Origin of the sequence: Pseudomonas lini (assembly GCF_030812475.1) — a bacterium.
Lineage (GTDB): Bacteria > Pseudomonadota > Gammaproteobacteria > Pseudomonadales > Pseudomonadaceae > Aquipseudomonas > Aquipseudomonas lini_A.
Map to the genome: position 1 here is coordinate 367294 of NZ_JAUSSR010000002.1, position 26227 is coordinate 393520.

At 59.8% G+C, this 26227-nt stretch carries 25 protein-coding genes; 15 read left to right on the plus strand and 10 right to left on the minus strand.

Features of this window, described 5'->3' with window-relative positions; genetic code table 11:
* Nucleotides 1-6: 6 nt before the first annotated feature.
* The 7 genes from J2W17_RS05515 to J2W17_RS05545 form a co-directional block, all read right to left on the minus strand.
* Nucleotides 7-1116, minus strand: a complete 1110-nt coding sequence (locus tag J2W17_RS05515; RefSeq protein ID WP_307330410.1) for a GlxA family transcriptional regulator — start codon at nt 1114-1116, stop codon at nt 7-9.
* 95 nt (nt 1117-1211) lie between these two features.
* Entirely contained in the window at nt 1212-1643 is a 432-nt protein-coding gene (locus tag J2W17_RS05520; RefSeq protein WP_307330413.1) for an MFS transporter, read from the minus strand.
* 264 nt (nt 1644-1907) lie between these two features.
* Nucleotides 1908-2120, minus strand: a complete 213-nt coding sequence (locus tag J2W17_RS05525; protein ID WP_307330416.1) for a hypothetical protein — start codon at nt 2118-2120, stop codon at nt 1908-1910.
* A 919-nt stretch (nt 2121-3039) separates the two neighbouring features.
* Nucleotides 3040-3561 carry a cupin domain-containing protein gene (locus J2W17_RS05530; protein ID WP_307330418.1) on the minus strand — a complete coding sequence of 174 codons (522 nt, stop codon included), beginning with the start codon at nt 3559-3561 and terminating at the stop codon, nt 3040-3042.
* A gap of 207 nt (nt 3562-3768) precedes the next feature.
* The gene (locus J2W17_RS05535; RefSeq protein WP_307330420.1) at nt 3769-4983 is read right to left on the minus strand and encodes a type II toxin-antitoxin system HipA family toxin; all 1215 of its coding nucleotides are present in this window, start codon (nt 4981-4983) and stop codon (nt 3769-3771) included.
* Complete coding sequence (locus J2W17_RS05540) at nt 4983-5339, minus strand: transcriptional regulator (protein WP_307330423.1); 357 nt, start codon at nt 5337-5339, stop codon at nt 4983-4985. Before J2W17_RS05540 ends, J2W17_RS05535 begins: the two co-directional genes overlap by 1 nt.
* A gap of 118 nt (nt 5340-5457) precedes the next feature.
* The gene (locus J2W17_RS05545; protein ID WP_307330426.1) at nt 5458-6363 is read right to left on the minus strand and encodes a helix-turn-helix domain-containing protein; all 906 of its coding nucleotides are present in this window, start codon (nt 6361-6363) and stop codon (nt 5458-5460) included.
* Nucleotides 6364-6524: 161 nt separating this feature from the next.
* Between J2W17_RS05545 and J2W17_RS05550 the strand changes: the two genes are divergently transcribed.
* From J2W17_RS05550 to J2W17_RS05595, 10 genes are all read left to right on the plus strand, one after another.
* Nucleotides 6525-7883: a glutamine synthetase family protein gene (locus tag J2W17_RS05550; RefSeq protein ID WP_307330430.1), complete on the plus strand. Its 1359-nt coding sequence runs from the start codon at nt 6525-6527 to the stop codon at nt 7881-7883.
* A 162-nt stretch (nt 7884-8045) separates the two neighbouring features.
* Nucleotides 8046-9134, plus strand: coding sequence for a polyamine ABC transporter substrate-binding protein (locus J2W17_RS05555; RefSeq protein ID WP_307330433.1), 1089 nt, complete (start codon nt 8046-8048; stop codon nt 9132-9134).
* Complete coding sequence (locus tag J2W17_RS05560) at nt 9131-10423, plus strand: NAD(P)/FAD-dependent oxidoreductase (protein WP_307330436.1); 1293 nt, start codon at nt 9131-9133, stop codon at nt 10421-10423. Before J2W17_RS05555 ends, J2W17_RS05560 begins: the two co-directional genes overlap by 4 nt.
* A 249-nt stretch (nt 10424-10672) precedes the next feature.
* On the plus strand, nt 10673-11269 hold the full coding sequence (locus J2W17_RS05565; protein ID WP_307330439.1) for a paraquat-inducible protein A: 597 nt from the start codon (nt 10673-10675) through the stop codon (nt 11267-11269).
* The gene (locus J2W17_RS05570) at nt 11266-11931 is read left to right on the plus strand and encodes a paraquat-inducible protein A (RefSeq protein WP_307330443.1); all 666 of its coding nucleotides are present in this window, start codon (nt 11266-11268) and stop codon (nt 11929-11931) included. The genes J2W17_RS05565 and J2W17_RS05570 overlap by 4 nt, the downstream gene beginning before the upstream one ends.
* The gene (locus tag J2W17_RS05575; protein WP_307330446.1) at nt 11912-13567 is read left to right on the plus strand and encodes a PqiB family protein; all 1656 of its coding nucleotides are present in this window, start codon (nt 11912-11914) and stop codon (nt 13565-13567) included. The genes J2W17_RS05570 and J2W17_RS05575 overlap by 20 nt, the downstream gene beginning before the upstream one ends.
* A gap of 17 nt (nt 13568-13584) precedes the next feature.
* A complete protein-coding gene (locus J2W17_RS05580; protein ID WP_307330449.1) occupies nt 13585-14145 on the plus strand; it encodes a PqiC family protein in 561 nt (186 codons plus the stop codon).
* 137 nt (nt 14146-14282) lie between these two features.
* The gene (locus J2W17_RS05585) at nt 14283-15296 is read left to right on the plus strand and encodes an iron ABC transporter substrate-binding protein (RefSeq protein ID WP_307330452.1); all 1014 of its coding nucleotides are present in this window, start codon (nt 14283-14285) and stop codon (nt 15294-15296) included.
* Nucleotides 15297-15299: 3 nt separating this feature from the next.
* Nucleotides 15300-16898 carry an ABC transporter permease gene (locus J2W17_RS05590; RefSeq protein ID WP_307330455.1) on the plus strand — a complete coding sequence of 533 codons (1599 nt, stop codon included), beginning with the start codon at nt 15300-15302 and terminating at the stop codon, nt 16896-16898.
* Nucleotides 16895-17965: an ABC transporter ATP-binding protein gene (locus tag J2W17_RS05595; RefSeq protein WP_307330459.1), complete on the plus strand. Its 1071-nt coding sequence runs from the start codon at nt 16895-16897 to the stop codon at nt 17963-17965. The genes J2W17_RS05590 and J2W17_RS05595 overlap by 4 nt, the downstream gene beginning before the upstream one ends.
* Before the next feature lie 9 nt (nt 17966-17974).
* On the opposite strand, the gene J2W17_RS05600 is transcribed toward J2W17_RS05595, so the two are convergent.
* Nucleotides 17975-18820 carry a site-specific integrase gene (locus J2W17_RS05600; RefSeq protein ID WP_373459965.1) on the minus strand — a complete coding sequence of 282 codons (846 nt, stop codon included), beginning with the start codon at nt 18818-18820 and terminating at the stop codon, nt 17975-17977.
* Nucleotides 18821-18905: 85 nt separating this feature from the next.
* Nucleotides 18906-19055: a hypothetical protein gene (locus tag J2W17_RS05605; protein WP_307330466.1), complete on the minus strand. Its 150-nt coding sequence runs from the start codon at nt 19053-19055 to the stop codon at nt 18906-18908.
* A gap of 47 nt (nt 19056-19102) precedes the next feature.
* On the opposite strand from J2W17_RS05605, the gene J2W17_RS05610 reads away from it, so the two are divergent.
* Nucleotides 19103-20485: a UDP-glucose dehydrogenase family protein gene (locus J2W17_RS05610; protein WP_307330469.1), complete on the plus strand. Its 1383-nt coding sequence runs from the start codon at nt 19103-19105 to the stop codon at nt 20483-20485.
* Nucleotides 20486-20612: 127 nt separating this feature from the next.
* Here J2W17_RS05610 and J2W17_RS05615 read toward each other — a convergent pair whose 3' ends face one another.
* A complete protein-coding gene (locus J2W17_RS05615; RefSeq protein WP_307330472.1) occupies nt 20613-21578 on the minus strand; it encodes a LysR family transcriptional regulator in 966 nt (321 codons plus the stop codon).
* 342 nt (nt 21579-21920) lie between these two features.
* Between J2W17_RS05615 and argH the strand changes: the two genes are divergently transcribed.
* The 4 genes from argH (at nt 21921) to J2W17_RS05640 (ending at nt 26045) form a co-directional block, all read left to right on the plus strand.
* Complete coding sequence (gene argH, locus J2W17_RS05620) at nt 21921-23348, plus strand: argininosuccinate lyase (RefSeq protein WP_307330475.1); 1428 nt, start codon at nt 21921-21923, stop codon at nt 23346-23348.
* Between the two features lie 165 nt (nt 23349-23513).
* Entirely contained in the window at nt 23514-24392 is an 879-nt protein-coding gene (locus J2W17_RS05630; protein ID WP_150766341.1) for an amino acid ABC transporter permease, read from the plus strand.
* Nucleotides 24393-24402: 10 nt separating this feature from the next.
* A complete protein-coding gene (locus tag J2W17_RS05635; protein ID WP_064677852.1) occupies nt 24403-25167 on the plus strand; it encodes an amino acid ABC transporter ATP-binding protein in 765 nt (254 codons plus the stop codon).
* Nucleotides 25168-25220: 53 nt separating this feature from the next.
* Complete coding sequence (locus tag J2W17_RS05640) at nt 25221-26045, plus strand: ABC transporter substrate-binding protein (RefSeq protein WP_307330484.1); 825 nt, start codon at nt 25221-25223, stop codon at nt 26043-26045.
* Nucleotides 26046-26227: the final 182 nt, after the last annotated feature.

The following is a 26227-nucleotide window of genomic DNA, read 5'->3' on the forward strand; positions in this document are numbered from 1 at the left end:
CAAATCCTAAAGACGGACGCTGGCAAAGGTTGATTCGTCGCGGGCGTCGTTGAGCGTCGACAACGCCCTGGACAACGGTGAAAGCACCAGGGATTGCGGCAACGGAATCATCGTTATGTGTTTCGCGGTGTTGGAGCTAAAGCGCTCTTCGCGTGGCGGAGTACCGTAGTATTCGCGGTAGCACTTGGAAAAGTGCGGCGTGGACACAAAGCCACAGATAGACGCAACTTCGATGATTGACATCGGCGTTTGCTTAAGCAGTTGCCGTGCGCGAACCAGGCGTAGTTTCAAGTAGTACCGCGATGGAGAGCAGTGCAGGTACTTCTGGAACAGGCGCTCGAGTTGACGGCGCGACACCGAAACGTAGACGGCCAGCTCATCCAGATCAATCGGCTCTTCCAGGTTGGCTTCCATCAACGCGACGATTTCCTGCAGCTTCGGCTGGTTGGTGCCGAGCATGTGCTTGAGTGGCACGCGCTGGTGATCTTGCTCGTTGCGGATGCGCTCGTAGACGAACATTTCCGAGATCGCCGCCGACAGTTCACGACCGTGATCGCGACTGATCAGGTGCAGCATCATATCCATTGGCGCGGTGCCGCCGGAGCTGGTGAAGCGGTTGCGGTCGAGGGTGAACAGCCGGGTGCTCATGTTCACTCGCGGGAAGGCTTCCTGCATGGCGGCCAGACATTCCCAGTGCACGCTGCAATCAAAACCGTCGAGCAGACCGGCGCAAGCCAATGCCCAGCTACCAGTGCAGACCGCACCAAGACGACGGTGCTGACGTGCCTGACTCTGCAGCCATGACACGTGTTCGCGAGTGACGGTGCGCTGGATCCCGACACCACCGCAGACGACGATCGCATCCATGGGTGGGGCTTTGTGCATGGAGGCGTCGGGGGTGATCTGCAGGCCGTCACTGGCCCAAACCTGCCCTCCATCGACCGTTAGGGTCGTCCAGCGATACAGCTCACGACCCGATAGCTGGTTGGCCATGCGCAGCGGCTCGACCGCCGAAGCCAGGGAAATCAATGTGAAATTATCCAGTAGCAGAAAGCCTATGGATTGTGGCGTGCGGTTCTGGGGCTGGGCCCCGGCCCCGGAGTTGTGCGATGTCATCGCTGTATCTCCTCACACAAAGCGAGTGGCGGCCCTAGGCGCGGGCTCTTTTTATTACCCGTCCAGCAAATGGCGGGCTACGGGTAATGACCCAATCAGGCAGCGCTAGCGGCTGCTTGGTGATTCTCAGGCTTTAGTCGAGCGGGATCTCCCAGCCAGACCATCAAGCATGTCCCAACCAAAAGAATCGCCGCCACTGCGAAGAAGGGCATTGAATAGCTATGGGTGGCGTCTTTTATTCGGCCGATCACGAAGGGGCCAGTGAAACCGCCGAGGTTGCCGATTGAGACAATCATTGCAAGGCCACCAGCAGCGGCGCGACCAGTGAGAAAGGTTGATGGGATTGCCCAGAACGTCGCTTGGAAGGAAAGGATGCTCGCGACAGTTAAACAGAGGCAGGCAATCTTCAACACTGGATGCTCAATCAATGCAGCAGCGACAAGACCCGCAGCAGCCATTGCCAAAGCGCCCACAACATAAGGTAAGCGTAGACGGCTTTGATTGGCCAGGCGAGCCCATAACGTCATGGCAATCGCACCTAGCAGATAGGGGAGGGCCAGGAGGCCCTCACTCTATGGCTGGATGGAGCTTCGCATTATGAAATGTTTTCCGAGCGCGACATCCTTCAGCACCTGGCAGACCTCGTGGGCGGTGAGAGGAGAGGTTGTGTTCAAATCATTCCACGCTCGAGTCATCGCATGCACGTAGCTAAGCTGCGCTATGAAGTGGCGTGAATGAAGAGGTCGCTCGTTCGGGCCAAGGAGGCCCGGCTAGTCTAACAAACTCGAAACCTACTTCTCCGGGGACATCAGCACGGCAAGCGTTGGGTTGATGAACTCCTCGTTTCTGCAGATTGTGTCCAAAGCCCCACGAACGTTGCCGGCGACCTCCGCTGACCCGCGCTGCTCGACCCAGAGCGTGAGTTTCATGATCGCGGCTTCAAGTGCTAGCTGATTTTGATTGATCTTGAAGAGTAGGGAAGAGAATAAGTCTGCGTTCGACATTGTGATTCCTCCGTGGAAGCGGTCAGCGTAGCAGCAGATTTTTTTACGACTCGATGATCTCCAGCTGAGCCATGCATCTCACATCAGCTTGATGCGAAGCTGCGAAGCTCCGAACCATTCCGAGGCCGTTTGCACTTGTCATCGGAAACTGATGAAGGTCACTTGCTGTGGTGGCGAATAGCCGCTAATAGTTAGGAAGTGCTTGGAGAGGGCGTGAAAATGATGTCGAGATTTGTTGTTGTCCCTGCAATCCCAACAGAAACGGGATCAATGCGTAACGGATCGCGTTTTTACTGCAAGACTGCACCCATAGGCTTCAACATCTATGACAACGAGGAGAAGCTACGTCTGAAGACTACCTACCAGGCCCGAGAGGAAGCTGAAGTGGAGTGTCAGCGACTGAACCTGGAGCGCCTTCAAAACGTGCTTTCGGATCGAGAATCCATGACTACGTATTAAGCATCACCAGTCCAACAAAACCATTGGTGCTTCGCGTTCCGAAGCGAGTGTATCAAAGGCTAAAAATCTCCTGAGTATGACCCAGAAACAACTCGCTGAGTGTTCCAATGTTCACCTGACCAAACCACAGAACAGCGTCACATGCGACGATGAGGATGCTCCCTCAATGCGCCACATCTATGGCAGTACCATTCTGGCTCCGACTGACAATCAGAACGGGTTGGGTGGGCTGGGTAGATCTCCAAGCATTCTCCTTAGAGCTGAGGCTTTTGACGTACACGCCACTTTCTCGGGGTCATATTAAATTTAACATAATATACATTACACGTAATGATGCGCTTGGGGATCAGCCCGGTTTGCACGCACATTTTGAGGAGATGATTCCCGCTCAACCTTCAACCCTCAACCCAAACCCGCATCGACTTAACCACCAACCCTCGACAACTTCGGCATCAATCACTCACTCACGTGCCAGCCTCTCAATCAACATCGAATGCTCAGGAAACCGCTGGCCAAGCCTCAGCCGACTGCCCATCTCCATATCCACATAATCAAAGCCTGGTGAAACCGCTTCACTGACCAACCCGTATCCCGCAATTCCAGCCAGCAGCTGCGAAGCTTTCCAGATTCCGCCAGGCACGTGCAGCTGTAAACATTCTCCTGCGAGAATATCGTTGCCCATCACGACAGATTTCAACGTGCCGTCCGGATAGATCAGGCTGTACTGAATCGCGTCGCCTAGATGGTAGTAATGCACGATATCGGACCGGTTCATATGGAAGTGTCCGATTGGTGAATCGCGGGTCAGCAGATAATAGATGGAGCTCATCAAATAACGATGACCGCCTGCAGTCTCGACTGTGGAATGGTCGGTCTGGAAGGTTCTGCGATAGAATCCACCTTCCATGTGGGACTGCAAGTCGAGTGCGGCGATCACGTCTTGAGCGGTGGGAATTTGGTTGTCGCGTCTGTTTTGAGTCATTGGACAAGCCACCTGCCAGTGGTCATGGATATAATCAGTAATTATAATTAAACTAAACATCTATTTAGTTGAGTTATATGTGAGCCGTCCATTGCCCTGTGTCAGATTCAACTCCCCTACCCATCCTTTAGCCCCCGTGTCTTGTTGAATGTGGTGCATCGGCTGACCTGATCATCCAGCCCGGAGCTGATCCGGTACCAGTAACTTCTACTTGCGCATGCGCGCGCTACTGACCGCGCCGCGTGCCATCTGCAACTCTTCGCCTTGCAACCACTGCGCGTAATAATCTTTCAGTTCCTCCTCCCAGCCAATCACTTCATCCAGCAGATGCTCGGCGTGTTCGCGGGTTAGCGCAAAGTGGGTGTGATGACTGAGCAAATTGCCCCGGCTGATTTGATTGCCATCCCGGCCCACTGCCATCGCCAGGGCCTGGGCAGGACCTTCATCGACAATTGGCAGCACGTCGTACATGGGCGAAAGGCGCCATTGCCCCGCGAGCCAGATGATCGAGTGGTTTCGCGGGTGGTCGTCGCTGTTGCCCGCCAAGGCGTTGTAGCACATGCGTTTGAACAGCTCTTGCAGATCGACGTCCGGGACACCGCGCCGGCGCATTTCATCGGCCACAGCGGCATAGCGCCAGTCACGGTGATATTGCTCGTTCCATTCAGCATCGAGCAAGGTCAGAGCACTGAGCATCGGGATGCGCCTGGCGCCGTCGGCCAATGGGGTGCGGTCAAAGCGTTCGATCAATAGCGTGGATGGGATTTCGGCATGCAACGCGGTCTTGGCGACGTTCAAACCCCTGGATGCGGCGAAGGTCATGCAGGCATATTCGATCGAGGGAAAATCATACGCGTCAAACCGGTCTCGAGGCTTGGCCAGAATCAGCATCCCGTTGTCCTGCAACGTTCGCTTGGGTCGCGCACCGCCCAGGGAGGATCGTTGCTGGCGGATGTTCAGCATGGCGATGGATTGTTCATCCAGTTGTCCGTCATAGACCGCTTCGCAGGCTTCGATGAATTTCGCCAAACCTTTCAAAGTGGGGACTGAACTGTCTCCCAGGCCATGGGTAGGAACAGTCGCTGTGCCGGCCATGAGATTGCCGACTCGGTCGTTATTCGGGGACTTGAGCAAAAAATCGATTGGGGCCATCACTTGACCGAAGGCACGCTGAAGCAAGCGCTCTCCCCATCCGTCCGGCATGGCGTCGTTGATGAAACCCGGTATGCCTCGGTTCCTGGTGATGCCGGTATAGGCTTCGGCGCGTAACGGATAGTTGATGGGATCGGGTACCCAGGCGCCACGCTCTACATAGTCGGGCGCATAAATGAATTCGCCGGACTTCCCCTGCAGGGTCAGCCTGCCGAGGGTCAGGATTTCTCCGGTGTCCGGGTGCTCCATGTATATATAGGCACGGGACATCAGAAGTCCTCCGCTTTGGGTTTACGCAGCCGCACGCGTTTGGAGGCAATGCTCTGGTGAGCATCCTCATCGGTGACATACCGGGTGATCTGCGATGTGGTTTCAATCCCGTCCAATGAGGCGAAAACCGGCTCGTTGATCCCCAGACGCCACAGGACCAGCATAAAAGATCGCAGGTCGACCAATTCCGAGCCGTTCTCTATTTTGCGCAGGGTATGCTCCGAGATACCGAGCGTCGATTTGAAATCCGATTGGCGCATGCCCGACGCCAAGCGCCTGGCTTTAACCAATAGCCCGATCTTGCTGAGGGTATCCGCACAGGAGACAGGGAAAAAGTCTTTCATAATACGCACCATGATGAGCGTTATCCTTATTAAGGTTAACCATAGCACGTATTAAATCTGATCGCCGAGACGATAAAGGGCAACATGATGAGTGTTATCTCGAATAAAGCTCATCCTGCTGAGCATTATTTCAGCGACAGCTGCGCTTGAGCGTTTCACTTGGCAACTCGTGAAACAACGCCCGGTAACTGCTGGAAAATCGTCCCAGGTGCCAGAACGACCATTGCATCGCCACTTCGGCCACCGTGGTCTCCATGGGCGAGCGCTTGAGCAGTTCACGGTGCGCGCTGTTGAGCCGGCGCAAACGTAGCCAATGGGGGGGGGTCATGCCGGTGTAGGCCTTGAACGCCTGCTGCAACTGGCGCAAGGACACCCCGGCCACTTGGGAAAGCTCGAGCAGGTTCAAGGTTTCTTCGGGCTCGTCGGCCGCCCATTCACCGATGCGCTTGATCACCGCACGTTCTTCGGCGCGGCGGCGCAGACCTCCGCGATCAAGGCAGACGCAGGCGTTGTCGAGGATGTACAGGCAGTCCTCCAGCAACTGCTGGGTCAGAGCCTCCTTGCTCGGCGGGTCGAGCGTCTGCGCCAGCCGGGTCAGGGTCCCGCTCAGCCAGCGGCTGAACAGCGCGTTCTGGCCCGAATTCAGCGGCGCCATGAACAGTCCCTCCAGCCTGGCGACATTCAGACCGTGCCGCCGGAGAAACGCCGGGCCGAACACCACGGCAATTTCCTTGTAGTTCTCTGGGGTGATCCAGATGTTGCGGCTTTCTTCATTCAATACGTACAGCGCGTTGTCGCTGCGATCGAAACAGAACGCCAGCGAGCCCTCGGGCGCACTGAAATTCTGCTCGACGCGGGTGTTCATGTGTTCCTCGTAGATTTCCACGCCTTGCAGGTCCAGGTAGCGCACCCGCCCGGCGAAGTGCCCCGGCGACATCTGCTGGTAGTGCTGGACCCAACCGGGTGTGGCGCGGATTTGCTCGACCACATCGGCGGTGTTGAAAGCTTGGACTTGTAACGGATTGCACGCTGTCATGGGTGACCTTTCGCACTCTTTTGGTGCGTTTTGGTGCTGCTGAAAGTGGATAGATGGATCGGCAAGGGTTGCTCAAGATAGTCGCCAACGCGCCGCAGGGGAAGTGGATGGTGGATGAAACCACCCTCCCCGGCGTTAATGAAACCAATAACGAGGTCTTTATGAATGCCCCTTTCGATCAGCTGCTGACTTGGCTGAAAGATCACAAGATTACCGAAGTCGAGTGCGTCGTCAGCGACCTGACCGGCATTGCACGCGGAAAAATCGCACCGACCAACAAGTTCTTGCATGAGCGAGGCATGCGCCTGCCGGAAAGTGTGCTGTTGCAAACGGTAACCGGGGACTTTGTCGACGATGACATCTACTACGACCTGCTCGATCCGGCCGACATCGACATGGTCTGCAAGCCCGTTTCCGATGCGGTCTACGTGATTCCATGGGCCATCGAGCCGACCGCGATCGTGATCCACGACACCTTCGACAAGTTCGGCAATCCCATCGAGCTGTCGCCGCGCAACGTGTTGAAGAAAGTCCTGCAGCTGTATACGGATAAGGGCTGGAGGCCGATCGTCGCTCCGGAAATGGAGTTCTACCTGACCCAGCGCTGTGAAGACCCGGACTTGCCGCTCAAGGCCCCGCTGGGCCGTTCGGGCCGCGCGGAAAGTGGCCGGCAGTCGTTTTCCATCGACGCCGCCAACGAGTTCGATCCGCTGTTCGAAGACGTCTACGACTGGTGTGAATTGCAGGGTCTGGACCTTGACACCTTGATCCACGAAGACGGCCCGGCGCAGATGGAAATCAACTTCCGTCACGGCGACGCGCTGGATCTGGCGGATCAGATCACCGTGTTCAAACGCACCATGCGTGAGGCAGCGCTCAAGCACAATGTGGCGGCGACGTTCATGGCCAAGCCGATCGGAGATGAGCCCGGCAGCGCCATGCACATTCACCAGAGCGTGGTCGATATCGCCAGCGGGCAACCGATCTTTGCCAATGCCGACGGCACCATGAGCGAGCTGTTCCTGCACCATATCGGTGGCCTGCAGAAGTACATTCCCAAAGTGCTGCCGATGTTCGCGCCCAACGTGAACTCCTTCCGCCGGTTCCTGCCGGACACTTCGGCCCCGGTCAACGTCGAATGGGGCGAAGAAAACCGCACCGTCGGCCTGCGCGTACCGACTTCCACGCCGGATTCGATGCGCGTGGAGAACCGCTTGCCGGGCGCCGATGCCAACCCTTACCTGGCGATTGCGGCGAGTCTGTTGTGCGGCTACCTCGGCATGGTCGAACGCATTGAACCGAGCGCCGCGGTCCAGGGCCGCGCCTACGAACGGCGCAATCTGCGCCTGCCGATCACCATCGAAGACGCCCTGACGCAGATGGAGGAATGCCAGACCATTGGCCGCTACCTGGGCAGCAAGTTCGTGCGCGGGTATGTCGCGGTCAAGCGCGCCGAGCACGAGAACTTCAAGCGGGTGATCAGTTCCTGGGAGCGGGAATTCCTGATGCTCAGCGTCTGAAATTTGCGCTTCTGAAATCACACTCCCCTGTGGGAACGGGCTTGCCCGCGATGAGGCCAATACATTCAACATCACCGTTGACTGACAGACCGCCATCGCGGCAAGCCCCCCACAGGGGAATGCCAACGCCTGAAAAATCCAATAACTCCAAGAGGTGTCGATATGCGTCTATTGAAATCCGTGGTCCCGGTCGCGCTGGCGATGATGTTCAGCGCGGTGGCTCATGCCCAGCCCAGCGTCAGCGTCTACAACTGGACCGACTACATCGGCGAGACCACCCTCGCCGACTTCCAGGCCAATACCGGGATCAAGGTGATCTACGACGTATTCGATTCCAACGAAACCCTGGAGGGCAAACTGCTCGCTGGCCGTACCGGTTACGACGTGGTGGTGCCGTCCAACCACTTCCTCGCCCGCCAGGTGAAGGCCGGGGCCTTCCTCAAGCTGGATCGCTCGCAGTTGCCCAACTACAAGAATCTCGACCCGAAACTGCTGGCGTTGCTGGAGCAAAACGATCCTGGCAATGAGTATTCGGTACCCTACCTGTGGGGTACCGACGGTATCGGCTACAACGTCGACAAGGTCAAGCAGGTGCTGGGCATCGAGCGCATCGATTCCTGGGCGGTGTTTTTCGAACCGGAAAACCTGAAGAAGCTCAGCCAGTGCGGCGTGTCGATGCTGGATTCGGCCGATGAAGTGTTCCCGGCGGTCCTCAATTACATGGGCATGGACCCGAGCAGCGAAAAGCCTGAGGATTACAAAAAGGCTGAAGCCAAGCTGCTGACCATTCGCCCCTACATCACCTATTTCCACTCCTCCAAGTACGTGTCGGACTTGGCCAACGGCGACATTTGCGTGGCCTTCGGTTACTCGGGCGACGTGTTCCAGGCCGCGAACCGGGCCAGGGAAGCGAAGAACGGCGTGAACATCGCTTATGCGATCCCCAAGGAAGGCAGCAATCTATGGTTCGACTTGCTGGCGATTCCCGCCGACGCCGGCAACCAGAAAGAAGCCCATGCGTTCATCGACAACCTGCTCGATCCACGCGTGATCGCCAACGTCAGCGCAGCGGTCGGTTACGCCAACCCGAACCCGGCTTCCCGGCAATACATGGACGCCGAATTGGTGAATAACCCAGAGGTGTACCCGTCCCAGGCAGTCCTCGACAAGCTCTACATCTCGACCACCCCGCCCCAGCCGATCATGCGCCTGATGACCCGTTCCTGGAGCAAAGTGAAATCCAGCCAATGAATAACCAACACGCGCATTCCTATTACGCGGCGACCGCGAACAGCATGGCGCCCTACCCTACGCTGGACCAGGATCTGGTCGCCGATGTGTGCGTGATCGGCGGCGGTTTCACCGGGGTCAACACGGCAATCGAACTGGCGCAGCGCGGGCTCTCGGTGATCTTGCTGGAAGCCCGACGGATCGGCTGGGGCGCCAGCGGGCGCAATGGCGGTCAGTTGATCCGCGGGGTCGGCCATGATGTCAGCGGTTTTGCCCGGCATGTTGGTGCAGAAGGCGTGCGTTACCTGGAGCGTGCGGGGATCGAGTCGGTGGAACTGGTAGGAAACCGCATCCGCGAACACGGGATTGACTGCGACTTGCGCTGGGGCTTCTGTGAGCTGGCCAATACCAGGGCGCAATTCGCGGCGTTCGAGGCAGAGCAACGCAGCCTTGTCGAATCGGGTTACGTCCATCAGATCTGCCTCGTGGGGCCGGAGCGGATCCGTCAGCAAGTGGTGGACTCCGGGGTGTACGCCGGCGGTCTGGTGGACATGGGCTCGGGACACTTGCACCCGCTCAACCTGGTCCTCGGTGAAGCGCGACTGGCACATAGCCTCGGCGTACAGATCTTCGAGCAAAGTCCGGTGCTGGAGTTGATTCATGGCAGTACCGTGCAGGTGCGCTGTGCCGCTGGCACGGTTCGCGCCGGTACGCTGGTGCTGGCGTGCAATGCGCACTTGGAAGAACTCGAGCCGAAACTGAGCGGCAAGGTGCTGCCGGCGGGCAGCTACATCATCGCCACCGAGCCTTTAGCTCCCGAGGTGGCAGCGCGGTTGATCCCGCAGAACCTGGCGTTGTGCGACCAGAAAGTCGGCCTGGATTATTACCGGCTCTCGGCGGACCGACGCCTGCTGTTTGGCGGGGCCTGCCATTATTCCGGGCGCGACCCGGTGGACATCGCAGCGTATATGCGTCCACAAATGCTCAAGGTGTTCCCGCAACTGTCGGACGTGCGCATTGATTATCAATGGGGCGGCAAGATTGGCATCACCGCCAACCGCTTTCCCCAGGTCGGGCGTTTGAGCCAGCATCCGAACGTGTTTTACGCCCAGGGTTATTCGGGCCATGGCCTGAATGTGACCCACTGGTGCGCCAGGTTGCTGGCCGAAGCGATCCATGCCGGACACAGTCAGGGGTTCGACGTGTTCAGCGCTGTGCCGCACATGACGTTCCCTGGCGGGCGGAAGCTGCGCTCGCCGCTGCTGGCCCTCGGCATGTTCTGGTATCGCCTGCGCGAATTGCTTGGCTGACATTCGAATGACCGCCGCATCCCCCTGTAGGAGCCGGCTTGCCGGCGAAGGCGTCTTCAAGGGCGGTGCAGGGCTCCAGGCCGCCTTCGCCAGCAAGCCGGTTCCTACAGGGGGGCATCGGTGGCTTGATTAATTCGTTACGCCATCATGCCCCCAGCGCCTCGTTCAACCTTTCGATTTGCTCAATCGCAAGGCACTTCTATATTGAGGGGGTGCTCTGAATTTCCTGTCTCCTGGCGAGTGCCGCCTATGGCTACGACTGACCACCTGATCATCTGCGAGCACTGCGACTGCGTGTATGAAAAAGTCACGCTCGCCAAACATCAAAAAACCCTGTGTACGCGCTGCGGCGGCGTGCTTCAGCGCTATAACGGTCTTTCGGTGGAACAGCGCCTGGCGCTGAGCTTCACGGCGGCTGTCCTGTGGATTTTCGCCAATTTCTATCCCGTCATGAGCATCAGCCTCAAAGGCCTGAAAAACAGCGCCACGCTCTGGGATTCGGTGCTGGCCCTCAGTCAGGGGCCGATCACCTTCATTGCGCTGGTGGCGGCGATTTCGATGATCATCGCACCGGTGTTCCAGCTGTTGTTGCTGATCTGGGTCCTGAGTTACGCCCTCGCGCATCAGCGCTCGCCCGGCTTCCGGTTCTGCATGCGCTGGCTGGAAACCCTGCGGCCCTGGAGCATGCTGGAAGTCTGTCTGCTGGGGGCCATGGTCGCGGTGTTCAAACTCGCCGGACTACTCGACGTGTTGCCCGGTATCGGTCTGTTCGCCCTGGCGGTGCTCAGTTTGATGATGATCCGCATTGCCGGGCGCGATATCCGTGAACTGTGGGACATCCTATGACGAGACCACCGCTCGCCGACGAGCTCAAGCTGTGCCTGTGCCACAGCTGCGGCCTGGCCTGTGACATTACCCATGACTCTCATGAATGCGAGCGCTGTGGCGCGCCGCTGCACCGGCGCAAGACTGACTCGTTGACCCGGACCTGGGCTTACCTGTTGGCGTCGCTGATATTTTATGTGCCGGCCAACCTGCTGCCGGTGATGAACACCACCATGCTCGGTTCCGGCGCCGACAGCACCATCATGGCCGGGGTCCTGGATTTCTGGCAGCACGGCGCCTGGGACATTGCCCTGATTATCTTCATCGCCAGCATCGCGGTGCCCGGCGTCAAGTTCGTCGCCCTGACGATGCTGTTGGTGACCGTCCAGCGCGGGAGTTCCTGGGCGCTCAAGGAGCGCTCGAAGCTGTACCGATTCGTCGAACTCATCGGCTACTGGTCGATGCTTGATGTGATTGTCGTCGCCCTGGTGGCGGCGCTGGTGAAGTTCCAGGCCCTGGGCGATATTGAACCACGCCTGGGCATTCTGTTCTTTGGCCTGGTGGTGGTGTTCACCATGCTGTCGGCGATGAGTTTCGACCCGCGCCTGATCTGGGACAAGCAGGATAAAGCACGCAATAACCCACCCAACGAGGAGGTCATGGATGAAGTCGCAAGCCACTGACGGGCCGCAGCCCCCCGGCCATGCCCCAATCAAGACCCGCCGTTTCAGCATATCGCTGGTGTGGATCGTGCCGATCGTCGCCGTGCTGGTGGGGATTTCGCTGGTGGTGCACTCGGTCATGCAGGAAGGACCGACCATCACCGTCACCTTCAAGACCGGCAGCGGCCTGACGGCCAACAAGACCCAGGTCAAATACCGCAATGTGGTGATCGGCGTGGTGTCCGACGTGGCATTGAGCGATGACCAGAAGAGTGTCAACGCCACCGTCAAGCTGGCCAAGCAGGCGGAAAGTTTCACCCGCGAAGACTCACAGTTCTGGGTGGTGCGCCCGCGTATCGGTGCCGGCGGGGTTTCGGGTATCGATACCCTGCTCTCCGGGGATTACATTGGCGCCGATATCGGCCAGTCCAACACCCGCGCGAAAACCTTCACCGGGCTGGAGAACCCGCCTCCGATCACCTATGGCGAACCGGGCAAGCGCTTCACGCTCAATACCCAGGACCTGGGCTCGCTGGACATCGGCTCGCCGGTTTACTACCGCAAGATTCCGGTCGGCCAGGTGGTGGCCTATGCCCTGAACGCCGACGGCAAAGGGGTGAATATCGAAGTGTTCATCCACGCGCCCAACGATGCCTACGTCACCGAGAACACCCGGTTCTGGAATGCCAGCGGGATCGACGTCAACGTTGGCGCCAACGGTGTTGCGGTGAAGACCGAGTCGCTGTCGTCCTTGCTGGTGGGCGGCATTGCCTTTCGCGCCCCGGAATACAGCCCCAACGATCAACCGGCCAGCGAGGATAAAGCCTTCGACCTGTTCGACGACCAGCAAACCGCCCTCGCCCCGCCCCACGGCAAGGGTCAGTACCTGAGTTTGCGTTTCGACCAGGCGTTGCGCGGGCTCAAAGTCGATGCGCCGGTGGAGTTTCTCGGCATCGAGTTCGGCAAAGTGGTGTCGATCAATCTGGACTACGATGCGAAAAAGCGCAGTTTCCCGGTCAATGTCGGCATTCTCATCTACCCGCAACGCCTCGGTACGGCCCACGCCAAAATGCTCAAGGCCCTGAATCATGATCCCAATGATGAAGCCGCCAGCGTGCGGTTGATGGGCAGCTTTATCGAGAACGGTCTGCGCGCCCAGGCCCGTAGCGGCAATCTGTTGACCGGCCAGTTGTACATCGCGCTCGATTTCTACCCCAAGGCGGAGAAAGTCGCGTTCGATCCGAGTGCCCGTCCCGTCAGCATTCCAACGATTCCCGGCAGCCTCGAGCAGTTGCAGGAAAAACTCGAGGGCATGGTCACCAAGATCAACAACCTGCCGATCGAGCGTCTTGCCGGCAACCTCGACAGCAACCTTGTCGAACTGCGCAAGGGCCTTGCCCAATTCAATGCCAAGACCTTGCCCGGCGTGCAAACCACCCTGGCGGACGTCAGCAAGACCCTGCAATCGGCGAGTTCGACCCTGGCCGAAGACTCACCGCAACGGGAACAACTGACCCAGACACTCGACGAACTGGGGCGCATGTCACGCTCACTGCGCGAGCTCTCGGATTACCTGGGCCGGCATCCGGAATCGCTGCTGCGCGGTCGTCCCAACAATGCCGCACCAATGGATCTGCAAGCGCCACCGCGCAATTGAGCACAGGAGCATTACCCATGGCTTTTCCGCTGAAGATCACCTTGGCCGCCGCGCTGCTACTGCTCACCGCCTGTCGCAGTGACCCGATCCAGTTTCACACCCTGGTCCCGACCCAACCGGGCAGCCCTTCGAAGTCCGCTGTGGCGGATATCCAGATCGAAGCGATCAGCGTGCCGCCCCAGGTCGATCGTCCGCAGATCGTCATCCGCCAGGGCAACAGTGGCCTGGCGATCCTGGAAACCCAATGGTGGGCCGCGAGCCTGGTGGATGAGTTGAGCAGCGCCTTGCAAGATCAACTGGTCAACAGCAATTCCCGACGCAAAATGTCGGTGCGGCTCGATGTACAGCGCTTTGACTCGATACCCGGTCAGTACGGCCTGATCGATGTCAAATGGCGCCTGCGCACTCTGGGCGAAAGCGATAACGCCCTGGTGACATGCCGCAGCACCTTGCAGACGCCATCGGGGCCGAGCATCGATGATCTGGTGGCGGCCCAGCAGAGCAACGTCAAACGCCTGGCCGCGCTGATCACCCAGGCAGCGAACGGTACACAACGAGGTTGCCCTCCCGCCCAGTGACTTGATGATTTTTCTTACTGCGCATGACATTTTTGCCACGCTTAAACCTGCAAATGATTCGTATTGGCCTACAATAATTGACGACCGTCCCGGTCACGTCTGCGTGCATGATTCTAACCAACAGGAGCTGCCCCGGCATGATCCCCCTTATCCCGTCTTTTCTTAAGCTCGCAGCGCTGACGGCCGCGTTGTTGAGCGCCGGCCATGGGTACGCCGCTGATGCCGACGGCATCGTGGTCTACAACGCCCAGCACGAAAGCCTGACCAAAGCCTGGATTGCAGGCTTCACCCGGGAAACCGGGATCAAGGTCACCGTGCGCAATGGTGACGACACCGAAATGGGCAATCAGATCGTGCAGGAAGGCGCGTCCTCTCCGGCGGACGTCTTCCTGACCGAGAACTCCCCGGCCATGGTGCTGGTCGACAACGCCGGGCTGTTCGCACCGGTGGCACCGGCGACCCTTGAACAAGTCGACGCGGCCTACCGGCCGGCCCACGGCAAATGGGTGGGCATTGCCGCGCGCTCCACGGTATTCGTCTACAACCCGGACAAGCTGCCCGAAGCCGAATTGCCCAAGTCACTGATGGACCTCGCCGGTCCGGACTGGAAAGGCCGCTGGGGTGCTTCGCCGGCCGGCGCCGACTTCCAGGCGATCGTCGCCGCCGTGTTGGCGCTCAAGGGTGAAGCCGCGACCCTGGAATGGCTGAAAGGGATGAAAAGCAACTTCACCGCGTACCGGGGCAACAGCGCCGTGCTCAAGGCGGTCAATGCCGGCCAGATCGACAGTGGCGTGATCTACCACTATTACCGCTTCGGCGATCAGGCCAAGACCGGTGAAAACAGCAAGAACACCGCCCTGCACTACTTCAAGCACCAGGATCCCGGCGCCTTTGTCAGCCTTTCCGGTGGCGGCGTGCTGGCCTCCAGCAAACACAAGGAACAGGCTCAGGCCTTCCTCAAGTGGGTGACCGGCAAAGACGGCCAGGCCATCCTCAAGACCGGCAATTCGTTCGAATACGCGGTGGGCAAAAACGCCGAATCCAACCCCAAACTGGTGCCTTTGCAGCAGCTTGACGCGCCGAAAGTCGACGCCTCGAAACTCGACAGTAAAAAAGCCGTGGAGCTGATGACTCAGGCCGGACTGCTCTGATTGATGCCTGAAACGCTACCGGCGGGTGTCGCAGAGGCGATCCCGCCCCGGTTACGCCGACGTTCCCGTGGTCTATTTGCGGGGCTGGGCGGTGCGTGGGTTGTGGGATTGTCGGTGCTGGTGTCGCTGCTGGCACTGCTGCCGATCGCTTTCGTGATCGGCGTGTCTTTCGAGACCGGCTGGGCGCGCCTGGTGCCGCTGGTAGTACGGCCACGGGTCGGCGAGTTACTGATCAATACCCTGTTGCTGGTACTGATCACCATTCCCTTGTGCGTGGTGCTCGGGGTGGCCCTGGCCTGGCTCACGGAGCGTACCGACATGCCGGGTCGGCGCTGGTGGTCATTGCTGGCCACGGCGCCGCTGGCAGTCCCCGCCTTCGTCCACAGCTATGCCTGGGTCAGCCTGGTGCCACCGATACACGGCCTGTTTGCCGCCGTTCTGGTCTCGGTGATCGCCTACTTCCCGTTCCTGTACCTGCCCATAGCGGCATCCCTGCGGCGGATCGACCCGACCATCGAAGATGTCGCCGAGTCTCTGGGGCTCAAGCCCTGGGCGGTATTTTTCCGTGTGGTGCTGCCGCAATTGCGCCTGGCCATCTGCGGCGGCGCCTTGCTGGTGGGGCTGCACCTGCTGGCCGAATATGGCCTGTACGCGATGATTCGCTTCGACACCTTTACCACGGCGATCTTCGATCAGTTCAAGTCCACCTTCAATGGCCCCGCCGCCAACATGCTGGCGGGCGTGCTCGCCTTGTGTTGCCTGGCGATGCTCACCGGTGAATCCGCCGCGCGAGGCCGGGCACGCTATGCCCGCGTAGGTTCGGGCAGTCCTCGCGAACAGCGAATCGTGCGCCTGTCTGCCGGGCCAACGGTGCTGGCGCTGGTTTTGCAGATCCTGACCTGCGCACTGGCGCTGGGGGTGCCCTTGATCACGCTGGGCAAGTGGCTGATCGCTGGCGGCACGCAAGTCTGGCAACTGAGCGAACTGCTGCCGGCACTGGAACAGACCGTGCTCCTGGGTATCGGCGGGGCGATATTGACCACCTTGGCGGCCATCCCGATTGCCTGGCTGTCGATTCGTTCGCCCGGGCGGCTGCAACGGGTGCTGGAAAGCTGTAACTACATCACCAGTTCGCTGCCGGGGATTGTCGTGGCCCTGGCGTTGGTGACCATCACGATTCATTTCGCCCGGCCGATTTACCAGACCACCATCACGGTGCTGCTGGCTTATCTGCTGATGTTCCTGCCCCGTGCCCTGGTGAGTTTGCGTGCCGGTATCGCCCAGGCACCGATCGAGTTGGAAAACATGGCTCGCAGCCTGGGTCGCTCCCCTGCCCTGGCGCTGTGGCTGATCACCTTGCGCCTGGCCGCTCCGGGTGTTGCCGCGGGCGTCGCGCTGGTGTTTTTGGCGATTACCAATGAGCTGACGGCCACCCTGCTGCTCGCACCGAACGGGACGCGTACCCTGGCGACCGGGTTCTGGGCGTTGACCAGCGAAATCGATTATGCCGCCGCGGCGCCCTATGCCCTGCTGATGATCGTACTGTCGCTGCCGCTGACCGGCATTCTTTATCATCAATCCAAGCGAACGGCGGGCCGATGAACGCTCTCGAACTGCATACGATCTGCAAGTCCTATGGTGCCCAGACGGCCCTGGAAAATATCAGCCTGTCGGTGCCCGCGGGCAGCCGCACAGTGATTGTCGGCCCTTCAGGGTCGGGCAAGACCACCTTGCTGCGCATGATCGCCGGCTTCGAATTCCCCGATTCGGGCCGCCTTCTGCTCAACGGTCAGACGCTGGTCGACAGCACCCACGAGGTGCCGGCGCACCAACGGTTGATTGGCTATGTGCCCCAGGATGGCGCCCTGTTCCCGCACATGACCGTCGCTGCCAACATCGGCTTCGGGTTGTCGACCAGGAGCCTTGAAAAACAGGAGCGGATCGCCGAACTGATGGACAGCGTTGCGCTGGACGCCAGCATGGCCGGGCGTTGGCCACATGAGTTATCCGGCGGCCAGCAACAACGTGTGGCCCTGGCGCGCGCCCTGGCCCAACAGCCGCGCCTGATGCTGCTGGACGAACCGTTTTCGGCACTGGATACCGGCTTGCGCGCCGCCATGCGCAAATTGGTCGCGCGGCTGCTCGCCGATACCGGCGTCACCACCATTCTGGTCACCCATGACCAGAGTGAAGCGTTGTCGTTTGCCGATCAACTGGCGGTGATGCGTCAGGGCCGGCTGGTGCAGTCAGGCCATCCGCTGGACCTGTACCGCTATCCCGGCGATGAACAAACCGCGCTGTTTCTCGGCGATGCGGTGGTCATGCCGGCCCGGATTGAAGCGGGCTGGGCCCATTGCGACCTGGGGCGGATTCCGGTCAACAATCACCGCAACAACCACTGCGCGCAGATCATGCTGCGGCCAGAGCAATTGCATCTGGTGAGCATCCAGACGAGTCCGGAAGAAGCCCTCGGCTGCCGTGCAGTGGTGACCGAGCGCGATTTCAGCGGCAATACCTGCACCTTGACGGTGGAATTGCAGTCGCACAATGGCGCGCAACAGCCAGGTCGTTCCTTGATGGTGCGCAGTTCCGGCTTGTATGCGCCCCCCATGGGCAGCGCCGTTCACGTCTCGATGATCGGCCACGCCCACGTGCTGAGCGAAGCCTGACCCCTGCCCTCACAGATCGAAGCGATCAACCGCCCGCCGCCGCTCGTTGTCATCGCGCACATCGTAGTTGGCGGTCGTCTGGATGTTGCTGTGATGCGCCAGCTTCTGGGCGATCGACAAGTCATGCTCTTCGATCACCCGGGTAATGAACGAGCGCCGAAAGTCATGGGGCATGATCTTGACCCCGACTTGCGCGCCGCGCTGGCGGGCGATGTAATAGATGGCGTGTTTGGTGATGCGCTCGCGGGTGATGTGACTGCCGCGGCGGATGCGATTGAACAGGAAAGGATCGTCCTCTTCGCCTTCCTTGAGTTGCGACCGGCGCAGCTCCAGCCACGCATCCAGTTTGGCGAAGGCCCAGGCCGGTGCGTACTTGATCAACTGCTTGTTGCCCTTGGCGGTGACCCGCAGGCTGCGCTCTGCGAAATCGACCTGATTGAGGTCCAGGTTCACCGATTCCGACTTGCGCATCCCCGAGCCGTACAGAATCCCGATGATCGCCGCGTCTCGCAGGCCTTGTGGGCGGGGATCGGCGGCACAGACCGCCATCATCTCCTGGATCAGCGTGCGCCGCAGGTTGCGCCCCTGGGACAGCCGGGTACCGGATATTCCCTTGACCGTTCGCATTTTCAGCAGGTGTTCCTGACTGATCAGGCTCATGCGCCATGCTTCGTTCATCACCCCGCGCACCGCATTGACGTACAGCGACGAAGTGTTTGGTGCATAGCCGTCCGCGCGCAAGGTGGCCACCAGTGCTATCACATCTTCGGGCTGCAACTCGTGCCAGGGGATCTCTTCGACATTCATGTCTTCGAAACCCAGGCGGTCGGCCGCGTCCTGCAAGACGTAGCGCATGGTCAGCTGGCTGGACGGGGCCAGTCGCGCCAGATACAGGGTCAGCGGATTGATTTTTGGCGTAGGGGCAACATCAGCGGGTAAGTCAGTCAAACGAAACGGCCTTGAATGAAGAGTCCAAAGGAAAAGCACAACGATAGATGAAGAACTGGCGGTTACGCTGCCGGGCGTGGCCGGGAATGTGAATTGTCACGCCCGGCAGGTCAAGGTTAACGCGATAGATGAACTGAAACATGGCCCTGCTACTCCTGGATGGGTGTCGATCAGGACAGGAGAGCCCTCATGAAAATCAGTGTATTCGGTAGCGGTTACGTTGGCCTGGTGCAAGCCGCCGTCCTGGCCGAAGTAGGCCACGACGTGGTGTGCATGGACATTGACCCGCACAAGGTCGAGTTGTTGCAGCAAGGCCAAGTGAGCATTTTCGAACCGGGACTGGCCAGCCTGGTGCGTGAAAACCTGGACGCCAGGCGCTTGCAATTCACCACCGATGAGAAATTCGCGGTGCAACATGGCCACGTGCTGTTCATTGCCGTCGGCACACCCTCCCGGGAAGATGGCTCGGCGGATTTGCGCCACGTGATGGCCGTGGGCGAAGCCGTGGCGCGTCATCGCGCACACCCGGTGATTCTGGTGGAGAAGTCCACGGTCCCGGTGGGCACCGGCGATGCCTTGCGCGCGCATATGGACAAGTGCCTGCTCAAGGTCGGCCGGCTGCTGCAGTTCGACATCGTCTCCAACCCGGAGTTTTTGAAAGAAGGCTCGGCCGTGGCCGATTGCCGACGCCCGGACCGGATCATCATCGGCTGCGAGCGCGAAGACATACGCGAGGTGATGCGTGACCTCTATGGGCCCTTCAACCGCAATCACGACCGCATCATGTTCATGGACCTGCGCAGCGCGGAGCTGACCAAGTACGCCGCCAACGGCATGCTGGCGACCAAGATCAGCTTCATCAACCAGATCGCCGAACTGGCCGAACACCTGGGCGCCGACATCGAATCGGTACGGCTGGGCATCGGTGCCGACTCGCGCATTGGCTACCATTTCATCTACCCCGGGTGCGGGTATGGCGGCTCGTGTTTCCCCAAGGACATGCGTGCCCTGATCCACAGCGCCGCACAGGCGCATTGTTCCAGTGATTTGCTACAAGCGGTGGAAGCCATCAACCAGCGGCAGAAACACAAGCTGTTCGAGCGGATCAACGCGTTCTATGAGGGCAACTTGCGCGGCCGGACGTTTGCCCTGTGGGGCCTGGCGTTCAAACCCAACACCGATGACATGCGCGATGCGCCGAGCCGGGTGCTGCTCGAAGCGCTGTGGGCCGCTGGGGCCAACGTGCGGGCGTTTGACCCGGAAGCGATGCAGGAGACACGGCGATTGTATCCCGATCAATCGAAGTTGGTGCTGATGGGGACGCCGGAAGCGGTGTTGTCCGGTGCCGACGCGTTGATCATCTGCACGGAATGGCAGCAGTTCAAGGCGCCGGATTTCAACCTGATCCAGCAGCGGCTCAAGGCGCCGGTAATCTTCGATGGCCGCAACCTGTATGACGCCGAACGCCTGGCACGCGCGGGTTTCCTGTACTTCCCGATGGGGCGCGGTGAATCGCGCAAGTTGCCGATTCCATTGCAACAATGGCCCGTGGCGCACGTCGTCGCGCAATGACCGGACGCGGACTTTGTGTAGGTGCTGGCTTGCCGGCGAAGACTGCCTGGAGCCTTGCAGCGCCTTCGAAGACGCCTTCGCCGGCAAGCCGGCTCCTACAGGGGTTGGCGCGCAATCCATCGGGGTATCAAGCTGGCACTTTCAAGTCGACGCCCAACGCCTGGGCAAATGCCTTCACCAGCGGACTGCGCACGGTGTTGTGACGCAGGATCAGGTTGAACGGCGTGTCGATGTGGATCAGGTCCGGACGCACGGCTCGGAATTGTCTCTGGGCCACTAGCGAGGCGGCGTAGTGTTGCGGCAAAAAGCCTACGAACCGCCCGGTCTTGATCAGCAGCGCCACGGCTTCGACCTGGGTCGCCGAGGCCGAAAAGCTGTCGTAGTGGGCAAAATTCAATTTGTCGCGATGTATCGCATAACGGTGGTTGATGCACTCGTAGTCCTTGAGCACATCGCTGCCCAATTCCGCCTCCGGCAGGGTGAATAACGGGTGACCGGAAGCACAGTAGACTTCCGAGCGCTCCTCATAAAGCGCGTAATAATCAAACTCCTCCCGTCGTTGATAAACCGGGACAATTCCCGCCAGCAACCGCCCCTCTACCACGCCCCTTTCCACCTCATCCAGTTGCGAAGTATGAAGTTGGAATCTTACTTTAGGCGAGGTTTCATTAATTCGTCTAAGCGCAGCAACTAAGGGTGAATTGGCATCGGAAATCGTATTATCGATGACTCCCACCCCAAGGTCACCCACAAGTTCATTTTGCGCTGAACTAAGACGATCACGAAAGTTATCGACCGAGGCGAACAAATCAATGGATGCCTGATACACCAGACTGCCTTCTTCTGTCAGGTGAAAGCCTTCCCGACCTCGCGTGCATAAACGCATGCCGATGCGGATTTCAAGGTCGGAGATCTGTTTGCTGATGGCTGCCAGCCCCACGTTCAGCTCGTTTTGGGCCGCACTGAACCCGCCCGCCTCGACCACGGCCTTGAATACTTTGAGCAATTTGAAGTCCAGGCCACTGAGGGTCAGCGGTGCCCGATGCGACGTTTTCAGCGGCGGGTTTCCGGAATTGGAAAGTGGGGTTTCCATAATGCTTATTTACCTCTGGCGCCCGTTTCAACACTCTGTGCACAACAACAAAAACATAGCTGGCCAATAATAATGAACACAGAAACCCAGGCTTGGCAACCGCTAATAAATTCCACACATCGGCGCCAAATCACTGATTTTGAACTGTTAAAAGCTGACATTTCGATCAACTCCCGCCACTTCGCAACTGCCCTCTTGAACACCGCTTGGACCGAGCCACGCCCCGATTAATTCGAGCGTGCACTCCCGGCTTGGCAATCGATCCCGTTAGGCGCTGGCTTGCCAGCGAAGCTCCTGGCCATCACACCCTTCACTCCCGAGCAACGACGAGGAAAAACAACAATGTCTCAAACCACCGACCGTCTCTGGGGTGCCCGCTTCAATAGCGGTCCGTCCGAAGCCCTGGCGGCCCTGTCCCGTTGCCCGGAGTGCTATTTCCGGCTCACCCCGTACGACCTCGCCGGTTCCAGCGCCCATGCCCGTGAACTGCAACGCGCCGGGCTGTTGAGCGAGCAGGAAACCCGGACCATGGTCGATGCGCTGGAACGCATTGGCGCTGACTTCCGCGCCGGCAGCATTGCCCCGACCCTGGACGACGAAGACGTCCACACCTTCATCGAACGCCTGTTGACCGAGCGCCTCGGCGCCCTGGGCGGCAAACTGCGCGCCGGCCGTTCGCGCAATGACCAGACCGCCAACGACCTGCGCCTGTTCCTGCGTGATCATGTGCGCACCCTGGCCGTTGAAGTCCTGGCCTTGCAGCACGCCCTGGTGGCTCAGGCCGAGCAACACGTCGACAGCATCTGCCCGGGTTTCACGCACTTGCAACAGGCCCAGCCGATCGTCTTCGCGCACCACTTGCTGGCCCACGCCCAATCCATGCTGCGCGATGTGCAGCGCCTGGTGGACTGGGACGTGCGCACCTCGCTGTCGCCACTGGGGGCGGCAGCCATGGCCGGCTCCGCCATTGCTCGCCTGCCGCAGCAGTCGGCCAGGGAAATGGGCTACAGCGGCGTCTGCGAAAACTCCATCGACGCCGTGGCCAGCCGCGATCATGTCGCCGAATTCCTGTTTATCTCCAGCATGCTGGGGATCAACATTTCCCGCCTCGCCGAAGAGTTCTGCCTGTGGTCTTCCCGGCAATTTCGCTGGGTTGCGCTGGACGATGCCTACGCCACCGGCAGTTCGATCATGCCGCAGAAGAAGAACCCGGACATCGCCGAACTGGCCCGGGGCAAGGCTGGCCGGTTGATCGGTAACCTGACCGGCCTGCTGTCGACCCTCAAATCCCTGCCGCTGTCCTACAACCGCGACTTGAGCGAAGACAAGCATGGCGTGCTCGACAGCGTCGACACCTTGCTGCTGGTGCTGCCGGCCATGGCCGGAATGGTCGCGACCATGACGGTCAATGTCGAAGAGCTGCGGCGGCAGGCGCCGCTGGGCTTCACCCTCGCCACCGAAGTCGCGGACTGGCTGGCCATGCGCGGCGTGCCGTTCAAGGAAGCCCACGAAATTACCGGTGCGCTGGTCCGGGCCTGCGAGAAACATGACATTGAGCTGTGGCAAGCCTCGCCGGCGCTGTTGGCGGAGATCGATCCGCGCCTGACACCTGAGGTGCGCGATTGCCTGACCCTCGAAGCCGCCATTGCCGCCCGTAGCGGCTGGGGCGGAACCGCGCCGCAACAGGTGCGCGAGCAGATCGGGCGCTTGAAGACCGCCCTCGCGGCGCAGCAACGATGGACCGAGGACTATCAGGGCTTCCGCCTCTGATCGACGCCGCAAGACCCCTTGTAGGAGCGAGCTTGCTCGCGATGGACCTAAGAACACCATGGGGTGTCAGGTTTCCAGCGTTATCGTTGACGACCATCGCGAGCAAGCTCGCTCCTACAAGGGGATCGCGGTTGGCCTGAATGACCAAGTGTACGGAGAAGCAAGATGAGCCAAACCCAGGCAGAACGACTCCAGGCGGAGCGCAAACTGGCGGAAAACCAGTTCGATATTACCCAGTACCACCATGTGCCACGGCGTTACTACGGGCGGATTTTCTTCGCCACCGTGATCGTCATCGCGATTCTCGGCCTGATCCGGGCCTTCGCCGAAGGCAAGATCGAATGGTCGTACATCGGCCAGTTCCTCACCTCCCAGGCGATCATGTGGGGCTTGCTCAATACCATAGTCATGGCGGTGCTGGCGATGGCCCTGGGCATTGTCTTCGGGGTGATCACAGCGATCATGCGCATGTCGGCCAATCCGATCCTGCGCTACGTGGCGGTCACCTACACCTGGCTGTTTCGCGGTACGCCGCTGATCCTGCAACTGCTGTTGTGGTTCAACCTGGCGCTGATCTTCCCCACCATCGGCATTCCCGGCCTGTTCGAAATGGACACCGTGAGCCTGATGACCCCCTTCGTGGCCGCCCTGCTCGGCTTGAGCATCAATCAGGGCGCCTACACCGCCGAAGTGGTGCGCGCCGGTCTGTTGTCGGTGGACACCGGCCAGTACGAAGCCGCCAAGTCGATCGGCATGCCGCGCCTGCAAGCGCTGCGCCGGATCATCCTGCCCCAGGCGATGCGGGTGATCATTCCGCCGGTGGGCAACGAATTCATCGGCATGGTGAAAATGACGTCCCTGGCGAGCGTCATCCAGTATTCGGAACTGCTCTACAACGCCCAGAACATCTACTACGCCAACGCCCGGGTCATGGAGCTGCTGATCGTCGCCGGTATCTGGTACCTGGCCACCGTCACCGTGCTGTCCTTCGGCCAAAGCCGCCTGGAGCGTCGTTTCGCTCGCGGCGCCGGCAAGCGTTCTTGAGGAGTCCGACATGAGAAGCATCGTCAAGGCCGTGAGCCTGAACAAGTACTACGACCACTTCCACGCGCTCAAGGACGTCAACATCGAAGTCGAGCAAGGCGAAGTGCTGTGCATCATCGGCCCTTCCGGCTCCGGCAAAAGCACCTTGCTGCGTTGCATCAACCAGCTGGAAAAGATCGACAAGGGTGGCCTGTGGGTCGACGGCGAACTGGTGGGTTACCGCATCGCAGGCAACAAGCTGTACGAACTCAACGAGTCGCAGATCGCCCGGCAACGCCTGTCCACCGGCATGGTGTTCCAGCGCTTCAACCTGTTCCCGCACATGACCGTGTTGCAAAACATCATTGAAGGGCCGTGCCAGGTGCTCAAGCGTTCGCCCAAGGAGGCGCATGAAGAAGCGGTGGAACTGCTCGCCCGCGTCGGCCTGGCCGACAAGCGCAACAGCTACCCGATCGAACTGTCCGGTGGCCAGCAACAACGGGTTGCCATTGCCCGCGCGCTGGCCATGCGCCCCAAGCTGATGCTGTTCGATGAACCCACTTCGGCACTCGACCCGGAACTGGTCGGTGAGGTGCTGTCGGTGATGCGCGACCTGGCGCAGACCGGCATGACCATGATCGTCGTCACCCATGAGCTGGGCTTCGCTCGCGAAGTCTCCAATCGCATGGTGTTCATGGACGGCGGGCAGATCGTGGAGGCTGGAAGCCCCGAAGAAATACTGATAAGTCCGCAAAATCCGCGCACCCAAAGCTTCATTTCTGCCGTTCGAACCTAAGTGCGATGCTTGGAATACAAGAGCCGCCTCACAACACTCATAAGAGAACGACCATGAAGAACTACGTTATCCCAGCAGTACTCGCAGGCATCATGGCCTCCGGCTTCACGTTCGCCGCCGAATTGCCCGCCAGCATCAAGGCCAAGGGCGAGGTCGTGGTGGCGATCATGCCGAACTACCCGCCGATGGACTTCAAGGACCCGGCCACCAACACCCTCACCGGGCTCGACGTTGACTTGGGCAATGCCCTGGCCGAACGCCTGGGCGTGAAGATCAAGTGGCAGGAAACCGGCTTCGAGCAAATGATCAACGCCCTGACCACCGACCGCGTGGACATGGTGATGTCGGGCATGACCGACACTGCCGAACGCCAGGCCAGCGTGACCTTCGTCGACTACTTCACCAGCGGGCCGCAGTTCTACACCTTGCAGAAAAACAAGGACACCAACGAGATCATCGACCTGTGTGGCAAGAAGGTCGGCACCAGCCGCCGCACGACCTTCCCGGCGGAAATCGCCGAATGGAGCAAGGCCAATTGCGAAGCCGCCGGCAAGCCTGCCATCAATGTGATCGGCACCGAAGGCTCGGCCGACGCCCGTGCGCAATTGCGCCAGAGCCGCATCGATGCGGCGATGCAGGGCAGCGAGACCTTGTCGTACCTCAAGACCCAGGAAAAGGACATGTACAAGACCGTGGGCCTGCCGATCTCCGAGCAGTTCACCGGGCTGGGGGTGAGCAAGAAAAAGCCTGAGCTCAGTGAAGCGCTGAAGGTGGCGTTGCAGAGCATGATCGATGACGGCACCTACCAGACCATCCTGAAAAAATGGGACTTGGAATTGGGTGCGATCAAGACTGTGACCATCAACGCCGGGAAATAATGCCTGTCCTGTGGGAGCGAGCCTGCTCCGGGCGGCGTTCCGACGATGCACCTGAGAACGACGCGGGGTGTCAGGCTTGCCGCGTTATCGTTAGCGACCATCGCGAGCAAGCTTGCTCCTACAGGACCGGATGTCGATCTTGAGGACACCCGAATACCCTTGTAGGCGCTGGCTTGCCAGCG